The sequence below is a fragment of the Clostridium rectalis genome (assembly GCF_900626095.1).
GTDB classification, from domain to species: domain Bacteria; phylum Bacillota; class Clostridia; order Clostridiales; family Clostridiaceae; genus Clostridium_AS; species Clostridium_AS rectalis.
In genome coordinates this window covers 439004-457243 of the sequence record NZ_UYZZ01000001.1, presented here as the reverse complement: position 1 = coordinate 457243, position 18240 = coordinate 439004, and the positions used below count along the sequence as shown (strand labels likewise).

The window sequence follows — 18240 nt, the reverse complement described above, 5'->3', positions numbered from 1 at the left end:
AAGTTATTGACTGTACGATAAAAAGATAATTGTAAAAGTAGTGCCTTCCCCCTCCTTACTTTTAACTTCTATCATACCATTATGTTCCTCTACTATAGATTTTGAAAGAGCTAAACCAATGCCTACAGATTCAACAGTTTTATTTCTACTTCCCTTATAAAATCTTTTAAATATATGGGGCAACTCTTTCTTAGAAATTCCATTTCCATTATCTTTAATTACTATTTTAGTACATATTGGAGTTCTTTTTGTATACACTTGCACTGTTCCACCTTTTTGGGTATGTTCTAATGCATTCTTAATCAAATTAATTATGCTTTCACATAACCAATTTTTATCATGTAAAAACAAAATTTTTGATTCACTACTATTAAATATAAGTTTTACTTTTTCTTCATATGCTTTTGAAATAAGTGTATCTACCGCCTCTTTAACTGTCATATTTAAATCATACTTATTCTTATCAAAATTTATTACTCCCGCATCTAACTTTGCAAGTTTAAGTAAGCTTTTTATAAGCCAATCTATTCTATTTAATTGTCTTGAACTATTATATAAAAATTCCTTTCTTTTTACTTCATTTAATTTTCTATTTAATAATATATCGTTATAAACTACTAGCGCAGATACAGGTGTCTTTAACTGATGAGAAATATCTGATAATATATCTACCAAAAATTTTTTTTCTTTTTGAATCTCTAAAAAGTTATTTTTAATAACTACTCTCATATTATTAAATGAGTATGCAAGCTTTGAAAATATTCCTTCCGAATTTTCATAAATTCCTATATCAAAATTACTATCTAACATATTTTCAGAAGCTAAAATAATTCTTTCAAGTCTTTTGTATATTTTTATGTACTGAACATAATTATATAAAAGTACTATTACAAAAAATAAGCATAAAGTAATAATTATATTCTTTAAAGCTATATTATTACTAAATTTCATTGTAGGAATAAACTCAATTTCTAAATTTTCATTTATTCCATACTCCTTTAGTATTTCTTTCCCATATTGTATATTGTATTCTTTAGGTGCTTTCAACACTAAAGGGACAATCTCTTTTTTTAACTCAGGGTGCTTTTTTATTATGCCTCCAATTAATGCCATATTATTTTCCATATAACCTTTTTTTATATTTTCATAGTTGGAATTTATTGTAATAATCGTTATGAACAAAGTACTAATTGCTAGTATTACCATAATAAAGGAACTTTTTTTTAGTTCAGGATTATAAAAATATTTATTCATATTGTATTTACCCCTTCTTTACATCTATATTCCATTGGTATCCCAATCCTCGCTTAGTTATTATATATCTAGGTTTTGCCGAATCTTTTTCTATTTTTTCTCTAATTCTTTTTATATATACCGAAAGGGTATTTGTATCGAAGTAAGAGCCTGCCCCCTCCATAAGTTTATCTAATATCTCTTCTCTGCTCATTATTTTATTAGCATTATTCATAAATATTAAAAGAAGTTTATACTCTTGCGAAGATAAACTTATAGTGTGTCCATCCTTTTTTACTAATGCATTTTCTGTATTTAGTATAATATCATCACTTATAAACACAGTTTTTTTACAAAGTCTATTTTCAAATCTTCTTTGAATTGCTTTTATTCTTGAAATAAATTCTTTTACTCTAAATGGCTTTGTTATATAATCATCTCCACCAATATCTAAACCTAACACAACATTTACTTCATCGTCACAGGCAGTTAAAAATATTATTGGAATATCACTTTCTTTTCTTATATACTTACATATATCATACCCAGTACCGTCTGGCAACATTATATCTAATATAACTATATCAAATTTTTCTCCTTTAAATTTTTCCAAAGTTTCTTTTACAGACGAAGACCTATTAACTGAAAACCCTTCATCCTTAAGCGTAAACTCCATACCTAAAGCTAATCCTTCATCATCTTCTACTAAAAGTATTCTACTCATATTTTAAAGCCTCCCTTAAAGGTAATTATGAACTAATTATATCACAATTAATTCCAACACTTAAAAAGACATACATAATATAGGCATAGACCTTAACTTTGTATGTCTTTAAATATTATATTTTATTCCCCTCTTATTACTTCCACAATATTTTCTTTCTTTATTTTGTTTAATGGCTTTATAATAGCAATTACCCCTATAAATATAGATGTTGTAGTGGCAATAAATATGGACATCCATGGAATAGGCCATTTAAACTCTAAAAGCTCTCTCATAGGAGACGCTATCATATAGGATAATATTGTCCCAATAATAGAACCATATACTGCCCCATATAATCCATATAAAACACCCTCTTTTAAAATCATGCTCCTTATATTTTTATATGTCATACCAATAGCACTTAAAGAGGCAATTTCTCTTCGTCTCAATATCAAATTAGTAGTTACAGTATTTACTATATTTACTACTCCAATAAGAGAAATAACTGCTATAAAACCATACATTAGTATTTTCATTTGTAATGCGGTATCACTAGTCTCTTCATTTTGCTTTAGTGTATTAATAACTTTTACACCATTGTTATCCCCTAAAGGTCTAATCCATTTTTCAAATTCATCTTCAGTGTTTTTATCCTTTAGTACTATCCCCATAGAAACATACGTCATATCTTCCATATTTTTTCCCAACATATTTTCCATAACTTGCTTTGATGTTATACATCTTAATTGAGGTGACAATGTAAAAAGATCATAAGGTGGATTTTTAACTATTGCAATGACCTTTACCTTTACAAGGTTATTATCCTCAATATTTATTTTTTTATTTTTATCTGAATCTACTATATGTAAATTTTTATCTATATATAAACTATCTCCAACCGTTAAACTTGTTATTGGCATTTTATAATATTTTCCTTTATTTTTAAACATTTCACTTTCTATAATAATAATCCCATTTTCTTTATTTATTTTTTCCTCATCTATATTACCACTGCTTAAATATTTATTAGCGTCTTTAAATTTATTACTATCATAAACATCTAAAGTAGTATTTAAATAAACTAAATTCTTACCTTTTACTTGAATACTATTATATATATCAGGTTGTATTTTTGAAATGTCATTACTTTTATATTTTTCTTTTAATATAGCCTTTGATTCGTATTTAGGATAATACATATAAACTTCTTTTACATTTTCATTACTTTTGATTTTATTTATAAAATTCTCGTTTAAAGAACTATTTTTATTTTTATCTATTAACCCCTCTACTCTAAATTGAAACTTACTTTCTTCCGATTCACCACCATCAAAATTTGTAATCATATTTATAAATGATGAGAAAAATATAAAAAGTGTAATACTTATAGTTATAGAAAATACCGTTATATTAAACCTTTTTCTATTCCTTTTTATATTTTTGTAAGCCATTAACCCATTTATACTTAATATTTTTTTTACTACTCTTCCTCTTCTTTTTTTAATTTTTTCTTTTATTATAGAGTTTCTACTACTTATAGCTACCATAGGAGATATTTTTCCTGCAAATCTTGCTGGTATTAAAGCCGATACATATACTGCTAATAACCCAATTAAAGCACTTATAGTTATTATAGGATAAGATATTACTAAACTCATATTTGAAAAGGCAGATGTTGACATGAAATTAAATACTATGCATAGTATATATATTGCAAATATTCCTGATAAAATCCCTATTGGAATGCCTATTATACTTACAATAAAAGCCTCCCTCAAAACCAATTTTCTTACTTGCATTGGAGTAGCACCTACTGCTCTTAATAATCCAAACTGTTTTATCCTTTCAACTACACTAATTTGAAATGAATTATATATAACCGCAATAGTAGCTATAACTACTATAGAAATTATTATTGCAGCCATGGAATATAAACTGTTATTTATAGATTTATCAGAAGCCTGCCCTAAAAATCTCAATAATTCCTCGTTGGTCTTTAAACCTTTAAAAGTCTCTCCTAATTCCTTTATGGTATTTTTTATGTTTGCTTTTTCAGATACAGTAAAATAAATTTGTGATTTTTCTATATTAAAATTATTAGAAAAAACTATACCTAAGGACTTACCTTTATACTGGTTAAAAGAATTATTCATAATAAGTCCTACTATCTTAAATTTCTTTTCCAACCTGTTATTTAATTTTAATTTTACTATGTCCCCAGTTTTAGGAAAGTTATCTATATAATTTAATATCCAACTTTCTAAAGCTATCTCCCCCTCTTTTTCAGGCAATCTTCCTTTAATAGCTTTATAAGGCAAAAGTTCTAACGCACTTTTATCAAATTTATTTATTTCTATGTGTTTTGAAGATTTTAATTCTGCCTCCCCTAAAATTTCGTTTCTTCCTACCTTTCCTATTTTAGGGTTCTTAGTAATTTTATCATAAACTTCATTATCGTTTTTGCATAATATTCCATGAAAGGAGCCTACGCTATTTTTTGTCTCTTCCACAAAGCTATTTTGGAAGCTCTTTATAAATAATCCTATTGATGTTATCAACGCTACGGATAATATTATTCCACAAATAGTTAATATAGTTCTTTTTTTATTATGAGCCAAATATTTATTGGTTATATTTTTATAACTTTTCACCATGTTTCCCCCTTATCCCATTCTTTCATCTGAATTTATCTCACCATCTGCAATAGTTATTACTCTATCCGCCTGCTGCGCTATAGACATATCATGAGTTATTATTATAAGGGTTTGATTATACTTTTTTGAAGACAGTTTCAAAAGTTCGATTACTTCTTTACTATTTTTACTATCTAAATTTCCCGTAGGCTCATCTGCAAGAATTATAGCTGGTTTATTTATTAAAGCTCTTCCAATAGATACTCTCTGTTGCTGTCCTCCAGATAATTCTGATGGAAGATGAGTTATTCTTTCTTTTAACCCTAAAATACCTATTACCTCTTCTAAATACCTATTATCTATTTTCCCTTTATCTAATAATGTGGGTAAAGATATATTTTCCTCTACGTTTAAAACAGGTATAAGATTGAAAAACTGAAATATAAATCCTATATTCCGTCTTCTAAATATAGCTAATTTCTCTTCATTTAGCTTATATATATCTTCACTATCTAGAAATACCTTTCCGGAAGTTGGTCTATCTAATCCCCCTAACATATGAAGTAAAGTACTCTTTCCCGAACCGGAAGCTCCCACAATTGCAGTAAATTCACCTCTATTTACAGAAAAAGATACATTTTTAAGTGCTACAACCTTATTATTTTCTTCACCATAAATTTTTGATAAGTTCTCTACCTTTAATATCTCCATTTAACATTACCTCTCTTTAAATATTTAAATAAAAATTTATATATATATAACAAAATTTATAATTTTAATAAAACTTTTAAAAATACCAAAATTAATTATTAAAATTGTTTTTAATAGCCATGTCTTTATTATATTTTGTTATACACCTGATAACAATAACAGTAGACTTACACATAGATACTAATTATTACAATTCTGTAAGATAGGTCTATAATAAAATCCTCTTTATTTAAACAAACCTTGGTATATCTAGCTTTATTCAGCTCTTATTACAATATAGAAAGAATGAGATGAATATGCCATAATTGCATAAACATCACAAATTGAAAAGACTAGGATAAAATCCTAGTCTTTTCAATTACTCCAAATAAAATTTACTTATATATGACATTGTATACAGCTTGTTTATAATCCATTTCGTATTCTCTCATGTGGATCGTTTTTTAATCTATTTATCCCCTAAATTAATACTAATAAATATCCTTTGAAGGATTTAATTTTGCTTTTATCAAACATACTATATAGGCTTATTAAATATATTTATGCGAAAATAAGTGACTCAATAAAAGCTACTTAAATTTCACTTTATGGATTACATACACTACATGGAGTCAATCCTATGTTTCCCGCATCTATAAATGTTGTTTCATAGCAACTTCTCTTTAAATACCTACATCCTAATCTATGATATTTTTTACCAGTCCTGGTTTTATATTATGCTGTTTTTCTTCTTGCCCTTTTTTATCTTTCTATGATTTTTTTCTACATATTAAAAAATAATCCTTTTATAGTTTACTTTTAGCTTAAGTCACAACTACTTAATAAAAATATGTTCTAATATAATTACAATATACAAATATTTTTTATTTGTAAAATTAAAATTTTATACTAACAACAAATAAGTAAACAATATTTGTATATCCTATTTTGACTACTGTATTGCATATAATAAAAAAGGTTGCATCAAAAGCAACCTTTCTATACATACATAGCAATGGGTATAGCCTGAATAGCCGGTCCCCAAATTTTAGTAACAATTTTCCCTGGTATTAAAATATTATTTCTTTCTAAAATATCTATATAATTATTAGTAGCATCCACAAAATTATTATAATAGTCACTCATACAAGTTTTACACAATAAGTCTATATATTCACCTTCATTTGCAAATTTAATAGTTTTACATAATACTGTGCAGGAGCAATTAGCGTTATCATATATATAATTACTTTTATCTAAAAAATTATTTAAATTTACATTGAGAATTGTTTTAAAATTATTACATTGTATTATCATATTTACAGTATTATTTTTAATTAAACAATTACTTAAATTTTTTAATTGTTTTGATATAAAAGAGTAGTTAGTTAATGTATCTTCTTTCTTATTATTAAGAAACTTGTCTAAATTTTTACAATCATAGGCATCTAACGTATCTATTATAGTATTTATTTGTGAAACTATAGAGTTAGGTAATATATCACCTTTAATTTCTAAACATTCTCCACATACAAAATTAGAATTTAATATATCCTTACCTCTTATATTTTTTACTATGTTTTCATCTGTCATAATCTCTTTTAAATTATTAAAAATTTGGAAAGTAGTATATATTTTTTTTATACTTATTTCATTTCTTGTAGTATTCCTGTCGTCTAACCCTGCTGTAAGTTGACGACTACAGCATTGTTCACCATCCTTTGTAATATTCTTTTCTTTATTATTATTAGATTTTTTTTCTCCTAAGCATTCTTCACCCTTACAACAACTTTGTAACTTTAAATTATCAGTTCTGTCTTTTACACATTTAATAGACCTACTTTCTATATATCCATCTATTAATATAGAATATAAGGAAAGTACTAATTCCTTATTTATATATATAGGTGTATCAATACTATAAGCCATTAAATCTCCTCCAAATATATCTTGCTAATATATACTATTCTAATGGTCATACTTTACCCACAAATTTCTTTATACCTTTTTTTACTTTCAGTTGTATTAAGCTTTTTCAATAGAAACTATTTTCCACTGTTTAGTTTTCTTTTCATATACTAATTCATTTATAAATCTATCTTTTTCTTCCCCTGTACCTAAAGAAATCCCATAAAAGCTTTTTTCTTTTTTATAAACAATAGATGCAACTATAGATATATAGTAACTTTCTTTGTCTTCCTTAACCTCTATAACACTTTCATCTATAGTTAATTTCTTTAAAAAAAACTCTTCTTTTAAAACTCCTCTATTATCTCCATAAACATCAAAAAACTTATTTTTAATTTCATCGCTACTATTTATCATCATAGACTTATTTACCTTATTTACAGCCTGGAACCCATTGTAATAAAATTCCTTTAATATAGAACTTAAATTCTCTTTTAACTCATCATTTACAGGATTAATTTTTAATTTTATATTTGATAAATCTTTTATTTCTATTTCTTCACTATTAATTTTCCCCCAAGGGAACTGCTGTTGTATATAAACTTTGAAGGATCCATCCATAGGTATCGGCCCTATGTTTTTAAACTCTTTTACTAATTTATTAGTGTTCTCACCATTTATAAAAACTTGTGCCTCTTCATTTATACTATCTATAGATATTTTACTTATTTTAGGTTCAATACTAATTTTATTTTTTTTCTCTAAAAAAGTTATAGATTTTAAATCCTTTATCTGTCCATTATAAGTTTTTAATTTTCCTTCTACTTTATAAATTCCCGGAACCAATGGTCCAATACTTTTTATATAATTATCCTTGTCACTTTTATAATAAAATTTCCCATCTAAAAAAACTTCCATATCTTTTAAATTAGTAGTTATATCTGCATATACCGGAGAAATTAATATTTTATACTTGTATCCTATAATTCCCTTTTTACTTTTTAGATTTATTATTTCCTTACTATTCTCTCCACTGCTATACCTAAGTATATTTATTTTATTTTTTATACTGTCAGGATTATCATTAATATATCTCATAAATGGTTCTATACTTTTAGAATTAAGTTTAATAATATCACTATCTAATTGTACATATTTTAATATGGCTCTTTTGTTCTTAGCAATAACTGCCTTTTCAAAACCATTTATTACTCGCTCCTTACTCCCTACTAGCATTCCAAACCAATACCCTATAGAAATCATAATAATTAAAGAAAACATAGATAAAAAAAACATTGTCTTTTTATTTCCATACTCTTCATATACTTTTTTTATTTTAATTCTAAATTTATTTAAAGCATCTTTAAAATAATTCAAAAACCTCAACCTCTCCAATATATAAACTTTTTATAAAATTATACCATAATATTTTTTGTATAATAACTTATATCTCTAAAATATAAGTTTATAAATAACTTATTATAGATTTTCTCCCTATTTACAATTTAATATCCAAATTTAGATTAATTACAATCTATGCTATAACTTTTAATATTAAAAAGTTAAAATGCTATCCCAAATTAAATTTGGCTACAGCATCATTTATTCCCATTCTTTCCATACATCAGGTTTATATCCTACAGTAGCTTGTCTACCATTACGTACTATAGGAGTTTTATAAAGTTTTGGATTATTTAATAATATTTCTTGTTTTACACTATCTTCTCTCATATGTTTAATATTTGATTTTTCATAATCTTTAGATTTAATATCAATTAACTCCTTAAGTTCTACATTAGCCCTTACACTTTCTAGTTCTCTTTTACTTAAAGGTTTTTCATTTAAATACACTAATTGATATTTAATTCTTCTTTCCTTAAAGTATCTTTCTGCCTTTTTAGTTTCAAAACACTTTTTTATCCCCAAAATTTGAATATTCATTATTTCACTTCCTCCTAATCAAATAAGTTATTATATATTATAAAACTATTAGCTTATTATAAATATTGTTTTATTTCCACTTTATCTTTAATTTTAACGGATTAATATTTTCTTTATAGAAGGCTAGCAAATAATACTGATATAATTCTAAGTCTATAGATTCATATATAGTGTGATACATCTTAAGTTTACCATCCTCACTAAAATTTATCATCTCTTTTTTTATTACTTTATCTATTTCACAATTCACTATTTCCCAGGTAGAAATACTTGGTGACTTACTTTTTGGGTTCTTATATTTATGTATTTTAAAATTATCTATATCATAAATATATTTTTTTCATTTTTTATAAATACTACTATTCTAGTCCCTGTATATTTCTCAGTATTACAATAATATTGTGTTATAAAATGAATATGATCCCTTCTTTTATTTGAATATTTCCACATAATGCTACCTTTCTTATTAAGTAATTTAATCTTATCATGTATATTAATATTATAAAATAATATATAGTCTTTAATATTAGAAAAAATTAACTGGAAATATTTATAAATACCAAATAGCTCCCTGGCTACTTGACAGGGAGCTATTTGGTATTTATTTACTATGCTATATTAAGCTTTTGCTAAAGATTTATCCTGATCTTGGAACATTTCAACTTCTTCTTCTATTTCTTCTGTAGCCCTTCTAATAAAATACACAGCTGTTACAAATGCTATTACATCCGCTACAGGATAAGCTATCCAAGCTCCCATTACTCCTATTTTTTTAATCAAAATAAATGCAACAGGAATAAATACTACTAACTGCCTGAATATTGAAAGTAAAAATGATTTTTTTGACTCACCAATAGCCTGATAATAGTATATTGTTATATACTCAATACTTATGGCTGGTAAAAGTAATATACATATTCTAAAAGCCTTTATTGCCTCTGGTAATATAGCTGCATCTGTTAAAAAGAATCCTATCATAGGTTTTGCAAAAATCATGAATATAGCCCAGAATCCTAAAGAAGCTGTAACAATAGTAATTATAGATATTCTTAATGCTTCTCTCATTTTTTTAAAATTTGAAGCTCCATAATTATAAGCTATTATAGGTTGCATAGCGGCACTTATACCTATAATGGTTATATACATAAACATAGATAATTTAGTTACTACTCCAACTGTTATAACAGCTGCATCTCCGCCCTCTGCATATAACAAATTATTCAACATAGCAGCTATTACTGCATCTGATATTTCTACAATAAAAGTTGAAAATCCTACAGTTATAATAGTCCATGCTAATTTATTACTTAATTTAAATTTTAATTTAATATTAAATGCTTTTCTAATATAACTAAATTTATAAAATATAAAGGTAAAGCTTAATATCTGAGATATAACTGTAGCTATAGCCGCACCTTCAATCCCTATTTTGAAAACTACAACTAATAAATAGTCTATTATGATATTGGCTATTGCACCGATTAAGTTTCCCTGTAAAGTAATTTTAGTATTGCCTAATGCGGTCATTATATAGGAAGCCACTACACCTAAACATTGAAATACCGCTCCCATTAAAACTATACTTATATAACTATTAGCTAATGGATATATATTTTCACTAGCCCCAAGGCTAATAATAATAGGTTTTTTGAAAATAAATATAGTAAATGTGACTATAGAAATGACAATCAAGGTTAAACTAAATGCACTAATAATACCCTTTTTAAGATTATCATAATTTTTTTCTCCTAAACTTCTGGCAACCATTGTAGAAGTTCCTACTGCGATAAGAAGTCCTAATGCGATAAGAAATCTTTGAATTGGGAAAGCTATGGTTAAAGCCCCTATAGCTTTTGAATTTATATATCTCCCTACAAATATAGTATCTACTAAGTTATAAAGCTCAGCTACCAATAAAGATATAACTGAAGGTACTGCAAATTTAAACAAAGTCTTACCTATTTTTCCGTTAGTGAATATCCTGTCATCAATCCCCATTAAATACACCTCAAATTCTTATTACTGTCTATATTATTATGTATAAATAAATTCACTTCATAATTTAAAATCTTCTTTCTTAAATTATCACTTAATAATATTATAAGATATATACATATTTATTACATTCACTTAAGTGCTCACTTGAAGGTACTAATATGAGGTGTTTTGAAAATGGAACAAAATTCAAAAAAGCAAACAAACACCTTATTTAAGGTGTTTTGATATCTTTTTAATTAAAATTAAAGTAGCCCCATAATTTTTAATCTCAGTAACAATGTTTAATACTGTACTTTTTTTAGCATATTTAAAATCTATTTTAGGAAAAGAGGCTTTATATAATATCTCTTTCTCCTCCTTGCTCAATCTTACAGGACTTCCCATACCAAGCCAATAATTATAAGAAGAACCCATCTTTTCATTTACATCATATATTATCATTCTTACATGAGATAATACGTTTATTATATTCATAGATAATTTTCTTCCTATGTTGCTCTTTAAACCTCTCATTTTAGAAAAATCCTCAAAGCTTAATAACCTATCTACTTCCTCATTATAACTATATAAAAGAATCTGAAATTCATCATGACTTTTAGTAATAATGTATCCATCCCCTTTACATATAACTGTATCTCCAAGCTTATTTAATAAATAATAAGCATAATAGGAAGGTTTCTTTATACCCATGTCATTAACTAGACCTGGATATCCAAAAAATACTTCATTGGTAAGATTAACTTGTCTTTCAAGTACATCAAAAGCTTTTAAAAATTCTAAATTTACATTGCCACTTATTATATTATGAATTATAAAAGGTAACATATATGCTGTATCATAAATATAATTAATGTCATTTGGAACACAAAAGTACTTTTTACATACTTCTAAATCATATTCATTCACTAAAATATTTTTTACTTCCTTTAATAAATCCTCATCAATATTTACACTGAATTGAAATCTAAAATTATTTATATCTAATGATTCTATATCTATAAAGTACTCTATAAAATTTCTTAAAGCTTTAATAAACTCATCCTTTTTAAATCCATTATTATCTAGTACTATTAAAGGCTTTAAATTAATATCATCTAAATATTCTAATACAGATTTAACTCTATTCCAGTTATAAAATTCTGTGGAGGGAAAAATACCCATATCTGTACTAAAAACATTTAGAATTCTACCATATTTAAAAGATACCTCTTCTTGTATTTCTTCTAATATATCTTTATTATCTTCAATTAAAAGATCAAAAGCATCTCCTAAATTTATTATTTCCTTAAAACTCTTATCCATCTCTTCTAGTTCATCTTCTACATCTATATTAATTCTAATAATCTTATTTTCATAACTAAATCTATCATAGTTTTCAAGATAGGATACTACATACTCTAAGCTTTCATTTAAATCATAGTATGTAATCTTTTTTTGATTTTCATAAATTTCTTCAGAGGCTTTATATTTTTTTCTAAACTGCATAGGGGTACATTTAAAATGAATTTTAAAATGTTTATTATAGTATCTTGTATGAGAAAATCCTACTTCCTCTGATATTTCTGAAATAGTTTTATCAGTATCTAATAAGAGTTTAACAGACTCCTCCACCCTAGTTAGATTTAAAAGATCTGTAAAGCTATACCCCATTGCATACTTTATTTCGTGTGACAAGTAGTGAGTACTTAAAAATTCCTTTTTAGCTATATCCTGAAGACTTATTTTATTATTATAGTTATTATATATGTACTTAGCTATTCTATGGTATCTTGCTAATTGTTCTTCATTTTCCCTTAGTTCCTCTTTTTCATATGTTAAATAATGAAAATTATTTATTAAATGATATAATAAGTCTACCAAAGTTTTTTCAAGTTCTTCATCGTAATCCTCTTTTCTTTGTATGATTTCATATAAAATTATTGAAAGATATGTTCTAAGCTCAATGTATTCTTCTGTTTCCTGAACACCTTCATCAGTTGTATTAGTATAAAAAGACAAATTTTCTATATCACTATAATATTTTGAGAAAAAAGAGGAATCAAAATGGAATATTAAAACTCTATTATCTTTATCATTACTAAATATTCTGTGGGTTTCATCCACATTTATTATTTCTAATTCTCTTTCATGTATCTCATAAGTTGAAGAATCTATAGTAACTTTTATTGTTCCTTTTAGTACAAATAATATTTCCATAGAATTATTCCAATGAAAGGGGTATTCCCTTATTGTTGCAAAAGATATGCTAACTGGAATATCAGAAGAATAATTTAAATATTCTTTTCTCATAAAACACCTCAACTATGTTTCCTTACTTATTTTTTACATACTAAGTATACCATAAAATAATTAGGAGATACTTTCAAGTATCCCCTAAAGCTTTTCTAGAACAATCTTTTCCCCATTTAAAGTTATTTTAACTAAAGAACCTTCTTGTATTTTCTTTTGGAAATATTGTTCTGCTATTTCGTCTTCAATATATTTTTGAATAGCTCTTCTTAAAGGTCTTGCACCATATTTTTCATCGTATCCTACCTTTAAAATAAAATCTTTAACCTGCGGTGCAATTTCAACATTTATATCCTTTTGCCTTAACTCTTCTCTTACCTCATCTAACATTAAATCTATAATTTTATATAGCTGCTCCTTTGTGAGATGTTCAAATATTACTATTTCATCTACTCTATTTAAAAATTCTGGCCTAAATACCTTTTTCAAAGAATCTTTAATATGATTCTCATAAGCTATCTCATTTTCATTGCCAAATCCTATTTTATTCCCTTTAAAATTAGTTCCTGCATTAGATGTCATAATCAATACAGCATTATCAAAATACACAGTTCTCCCTTGACTATCTGTAAGTCTACCATCTTCTAATATCTGAAGTAACATATTAAACACATCGGGATGAGCTTTTTCTATTTCATCTAAAAGTATTACAGAATAAGGTTTTCTTCTTATCTTCTCTGTTAATTGACCTCCCTCATCATATCCAACATATCCTGGAGGCGCACCTATAAGTTTGGATACAGTATGTTTCTCCATATACTCTGACATGTCAATTCTTATTAAAGCATCTTCACTTTGAAATAATTCCTCAGCTAACGCCTTTACAAGTTCTGTTTTACCCACTCCAGTAGATCCTACAAATATAAAAGATGATGGTCTTTTTTTTCTTCTAAAACCTAATCTATTTCTTCTTATTGCTCTAGATAAAGTTCTCACTGCTCCATTTTGACCTATTACTCTTTTATGAAGTCTTTCTTCTAAATTTAAAAGCTTCTCTCCTTCGTTCTCTTTTACACCTTGAACAGGAATTTTAGTCCAAGCTTCTATAACAAAAGCTATATCATCTACAGTAAGTTCTACATCTTTGCTTTCTTCCCTTGCTTTTTTAATATCCTCTTTTAGTCTACACTCTTTTGTTTTATACTCTGCTGCTTTTTCATAATTTCCGCTATTTGCTGCTTGAAGCATTTCATTTTGTAATGCCTTTAACTCTCCTTTTAAACTTTCAAATTTAACTAATGCCTTGTTATTTAAATTGGCCCTTGAGCTAGCCTCATCTATTATATCTATAGCTTTATCAGGAAGATATCTATCATTTATATATCTTTCTGATAATTTTACTGATTCCTCTATTACATCATCAGATATTTTTACTTTATGATAATATTCATAATACATTTTTATACCTTTTAGTATTTTTATAGTATCTTCTATACTAGGCTCTTCTACCAAAATAGGCTGAAATCTTCTTTCTAAAGCCGAATCTTTTTCTATATATTTTCTGTATTCATCTAGGGTAGTAGCTCCGATTACCTGTATTTCTCCTCTAGCTAGTGCAGGTTTTAATATATTTGCCGCATTTAAAGCGCCCCCCTGTGCTTCACCTGCCCCTATTATATTGTGTACTTCATCTATGACAAGAATTATATTTCCATTCTCTTTTGCCTCTTCAATAATAGCTTTCATACGTCCTTCAAACTGACCTCTAAATTGTGTTCCTGCAACTACAGATGTTAAATCTAAAAGATATACCTCCATATTAAACAATTTTGTAGGCACTTGTTTCTCTGCTATTCTAACAGCTAGCCCTTCTGCTATAGCAGTTTTTCCTACTCCTGGTTCTCCTATTAAAATAGGATTATTTTTTGTTCTTCTATTTAATATTTGAATTACTCTATTTATTTCTTTATCTCTTCCAACTACTATATCAACTTCTTTTCTTTTTGCTTTATCTGTTAGATTTGTACCATACTTATCTAAATTACTTCTTTTTTTCCTTTGTATAGGATTTTTAGTTTTCAAGTCTGATTTTTTATAATTTTCGTTACCTTCTTGTTCTACATTACTTTTATCTATAGTCTCTACATTATTTTCAGATGAAAAGTCACTAAAATTATTAAAATTGTCTATTATATTTTTGAACATGTCACTATTAGCAATTTCGTTCATATCAATATTTTCAAGCATATTATTCATTTGTTCAGTATAATTCTCCATCTCCTCTGGGGTTATGCCTGTTGCTTGCATTAACTGATTAAACTCTGGAAGTCCCATTTTTTTAGCACATTCTAGACATACTCCCACGATTTGAGGTTTCCCATTTTCTATTTTTGCTGTAAATACTGTAGCCATATTTTTTTTACATATAGAACATAATTTCATAACCTCATCTCCATCCATTATATTAAGCAGTAATTTATCTGAATTTTATTCAATAATTATTATACCATCTATAATAATTATTGTAGATAATTAAAATTATTATTTACACTAATTTATTAATTAATTAAAATTTATTACATAACTTGTTTATTTAAAATTAAGTTTTGATAGTGCCTCAGCCAATGCTGAATTTATTGGTCTTTCATTCTCCTCTTTCATTTTTTTCATATATTTAGCTACTTCCCTTTTATTAACCTTATCTGATTTATTTTTAAACCTTTTAGCAAAAGAGGAATATTTTTCTCTAAAAGTACAATTAGTGCAAACATATATTTTCCCTTCCCCATGTCCTCTTAATTCTAATTTCTTATGACATTCTGGACATCTTACATTAGTAAATATACTTAAACTTTCTCTGTACCCACATTCCCTATCTTGACATACAATCATTTTACCTTTTTTACCATTAACCTCCAACATATATTTACCACACTGTGGACATTTACGTCCAGTTAAATTATTATGTATATATTTTTGATTACCATTTTTTACATCATTTACTAATTTCAATGCATAATTTCGCATATTATTTACAAAGTTTTTATTATTTAGTTTGCCTTTACTAACCAATTCTAATTCTTTTTCCCACTTAGCAGTTAAAAGTGGCGATTTTAAGTCCTTTGGTACTAATTGAATAACTTGCTTTCCTTTAGAAGTAGGTATTATATCTTTTCCATTTTTCTCTATATAAAATGTATTATATAATTTTTCAATTATATCTGCTCTCGTAGCCACTGTACCAAGTCCACCAGTTTCATTCAATGTTTTAGCTGCATCTTTATTTAGCTGTACATATTTTTGAGGATTTTCCATAGCAGCAAGCAAACTTCCTTCATTAAATCTTGAAGGTGCTTTTGTTTTTAATTTATTCATCTTAACAGAAATAAATTTTATAGAATCTCCAATCTGCACTTTAGGAAGTATCTGCTCCTTTATAGATTCATTTGAACCATCCTCTATAAACTCAACATCTTCACTTTTACGATATAAAATTTTCCATCCTTCTGATTTTATTACCTTCCCCTTAGCAATGAATGTCTCTTCATTAATTTTTGAAATTATAGTAGTTTGAATATACTCAAATGGAGGAAGCATAACACTTAAAAATCTCTTGATTACTAAATTATAAATATTTCTTTCTTCAGTACTTAAATATGATAATTTTACCCTCTCTTCCGTAGGAATTATAGCGTGATGATCTGAGACTTCGCTATCATCTACAAAACCTTTATGGACTTTTATTTTATTTTTTAATATATCCTTGCAAATATTACTATATTCTCCAGTAGATATAGCTTTTAATCTATCTGGTATAGTAGGTACTATATCTTTAGTTATGTATTTAGAATCCGTCCTTGGATATGTTAATATTTTATAATTTTCATACAATCTTTGCATTATAGAAAGAGTCTGCTTTGCAGAGTATCCAAATATCTTGTTAGCATCTCTTTGAAGCTCTGTTAGATCATATAAATTAGGTGCATGCTTTTTCTTTTCACTTTTTATTATATTATGTACTTTTCCTTCTTTATCCCTGATTTTTTCTATAATTTTTTTTGCATAACTTTCATCAAATGTACTAAATTGTCCATTTTTACCTTGCCACTGCATTGTATATCCTATACCATTCCCTATTATAGTATAGTAATCCTTTGGTATAAAATTTGATATATCTTCTTCCCTTTGAACTATCATTGCTAAAGTTGGGGTTTGAACCCTTCCTGCTGAAAGTTGCGCATTATATTTACAGGTTAATGCCCTTGTGACATTAAGTCCTACAACCCAATCAGCCTCAGCACGTGCAACTGCTGATAAATAAAGATTCTCATAGTCTTTACCTAGTTTCAAATTATTAAAACCATCTTTTATAGCCTTATCTGTAACAGATGAAATCCAAAGACGTTTTATTGGCTTATTCACCCTTACCTTTTTTATTATCCACCTTGCAACAAGTTCCCCTTCTCTTCCTGCATCCGTAGCAATAATTATCTCTTTTATATCCTGTCTAATCATTTGTTGTTTAACAATATTAAACTGTTTTCCACTCTTTTTAATAACAACTAATTTTAAATTATTAGGAAGCATTGGTAAGTCCTCAATCTTCCAAACCTTATATTTTGAATTATATGCTTCTGGATCTGCCAATGTTACTAAATGTCCTAAAGCCCATGTAACTACATATTTCTCTCCCTCTATATATCCATTCCCTTTTTTACTACATTTTAATACTCTAGCTAAATCCCTTCCAACAGAAGGTTTTTCAGCTAATACTAATATTTTATTCATATAAACAGTCCTTTCAAAATATGCTTACCTAATAGTATCATAAATTAATTTAAAAAACTACTTTAGCTTTATTAGAACAACTACTGTAATTAGTGTTATGTAATTATAGCCCAG

The 18240-nt window shown here is 26.6% G+C and carries 12 protein-coding genes; all 12 read right to left on the bottom strand.

The window, feature by feature from the left end; translation table 11 throughout:
• Nucleotides 1-3 precede the first annotated feature (3 nt).
• Nucleotides 4-1254 carry a HAMP domain-containing sensor histidine kinase gene (locus tag EJL03_RS02090; RefSeq protein WP_125152309.1) on the bottom strand — a complete coding sequence of 417 codons (1251 nt, stop codon included), beginning with the start codon at nt 1252-1254 and terminating at the stop codon, nt 4-6.
• Nucleotides 1255-1261: 7 nt separating this feature from the next.
• A complete protein-coding gene (locus tag EJL03_RS02085; RefSeq protein ID WP_125152308.1) occupies nt 1262-1957 on the bottom strand; it encodes a response regulator transcription factor in 696 nt (231 codons plus the stop codon).
• 122 nt (nt 1958-2079) lie between these two features.
• Complete coding sequence (locus EJL03_RS02080) at nt 2080-4593, bottom strand: ABC transporter permease (RefSeq protein WP_243108598.1); 2514 nt, start codon at nt 4591-4593, stop codon at nt 2080-2082.
• A gap of 9 nt (nt 4594-4602) precedes the next feature.
• The gene (locus EJL03_RS02075; protein ID WP_125152306.1) at nt 4603-5283 is read right to left on the bottom strand and encodes an ABC transporter ATP-binding protein; all 681 of its coding nucleotides are present in this window, start codon (nt 5281-5283) and stop codon (nt 4603-4605) included.
• Nucleotides 5284-6261: 978 nt separating this feature from the next.
• A complete protein-coding gene (locus EJL03_RS02065; RefSeq protein WP_125152305.1) occupies nt 6262-7191 on the bottom strand; it encodes a DUF6414 family protein in 930 nt (309 codons plus the stop codon).
• A 96-nt stretch (nt 7192-7287) separates the two neighbouring features.
• A complete protein-coding gene (locus EJL03_RS02060) occupies nt 7288-8547 on the bottom strand; it encodes a TcaA 3rd/4th domain-containing protein (RefSeq protein ID WP_125152304.1) in 1260 nt (419 codons plus the stop codon).
• 225 nt (nt 8548-8772) lie between these two features.
• Entirely contained in the window at nt 8773-9111 is a 339-nt protein-coding gene (locus EJL03_RS02055; protein WP_125152303.1) for an arsenate reductase family protein, read from the bottom strand.
• A gap of 70 nt (nt 9112-9181) precedes the next feature.
• Nucleotides 9182-9325, bottom strand: a complete 144-nt coding sequence (locus EJL03_RS16305) for a hypothetical protein (RefSeq protein WP_243108597.1) — start codon at nt 9323-9325, stop codon at nt 9182-9184.
• 404 nt (nt 9326-9729) lie between these two features.
• Nucleotides 9730-11109 carry an MATE family efflux transporter gene (locus EJL03_RS02045; RefSeq protein ID WP_125152302.1) on the bottom strand — a complete coding sequence of 460 codons (1380 nt, stop codon included), beginning with the start codon at nt 11107-11109 and terminating at the stop codon, nt 9730-9732.
• A gap of 207 nt (nt 11110-11316) precedes the next feature.
• Entirely contained in the window at nt 11317-13398 is a 2082-nt protein-coding gene (locus tag EJL03_RS02040; protein ID WP_125152301.1) for a helix-turn-helix domain-containing protein, read from the bottom strand.
• A gap of 84 nt (nt 13399-13482) precedes the next feature.
• Nucleotides 13483-15780, bottom strand: coding sequence for an ATP-dependent Clp protease ATP-binding subunit (locus EJL03_RS02035; protein WP_125152300.1), 2298 nt, complete (start codon nt 15778-15780; stop codon nt 13483-13485).
• 147 nt (nt 15781-15927) lie between these two features.
• Nucleotides 15928-18126 (bottom strand): DNA topoisomerase III, encoded by a 2199-nt coding sequence (locus EJL03_RS02030; protein WP_125152299.1) that lies wholly within the window; start codon nt 18124-18126, stop codon nt 15928-15930.
• Nucleotides 18127-18240: the final 114 nt, after the last annotated feature.

Excerpts from the sequence above, each read along its gene's own strand:
- EJL03_RS02035 (WP_125152300.1), bottom strand. The coding sequence starts at position 15,780 with ATGAAATTATGTTCTATATGTAAAAAAAATATGGCTACAGTATTTACA.
- EJL03_RS02055 (WP_125152303.1), bottom strand. The coding sequence starts at position 9,111 with ATGAATATTCAAATTTTGGGGATAAAAAAGTGTTTTGAAACTAAAAAG.
- EJL03_RS02090 (WP_125152309.1), bottom strand. The coding sequence starts at position 1,254 with ATGAATAAATATTTTTATAATCCTGAACTAAAAAAAAGTTCCTTTATT.
- EJL03_RS02085 (WP_125152308.1), bottom strand. The coding sequence starts at position 1,957 with ATGAGTAGAATACTTTTAGTAGAAGATGATGAAGGATTAGCTTTAGGT.
- EJL03_RS02030 (WP_125152299.1), bottom strand. The coding sequence starts at position 18,126 with ATGAATAAAATATTAGTATTAGCTGAAAAACCTTCTGTTGGAAGGGAT.
- EJL03_RS02075 (WP_125152306.1), bottom strand. The coding sequence starts at position 5,283 with ATGGAGATATTAAAGGTAGAGAACTTATCAAAAATTTATGGTGAAGAA.
- EJL03_RS02040 (WP_125152301.1), bottom strand. The coding sequence starts at position 13,398 with ATGAGAAAAGAATATTTAAATTATTCTTCTGATATTCCAGTTAGCATA.
- EJL03_RS02080 (WP_243108598.1), bottom strand. The coding sequence starts at position 4,593 with ATGGTGAAAAGTTATAAAAATATAACCAATAAATATTTGGCTCATAAT.
- EJL03_RS02065 (WP_125152305.1), bottom strand. The coding sequence starts at position 7,191 with ATGGCTTATAGTATTGATACACCTATATATATAAATAAGGAATTAGTA.
- EJL03_RS16305 (WP_243108597.1), bottom strand. The coding sequence starts at position 9,325 with ATGATAAATTTTAGTGAGGATGGTAAACTTAAGATGTATCACACTATA.
- EJL03_RS02045 (WP_125152302.1), bottom strand. The coding sequence starts at position 11,109 with ATGGGGATTGATGACAGGATATTCACTAACGGAAAAATAGGTAAGACT.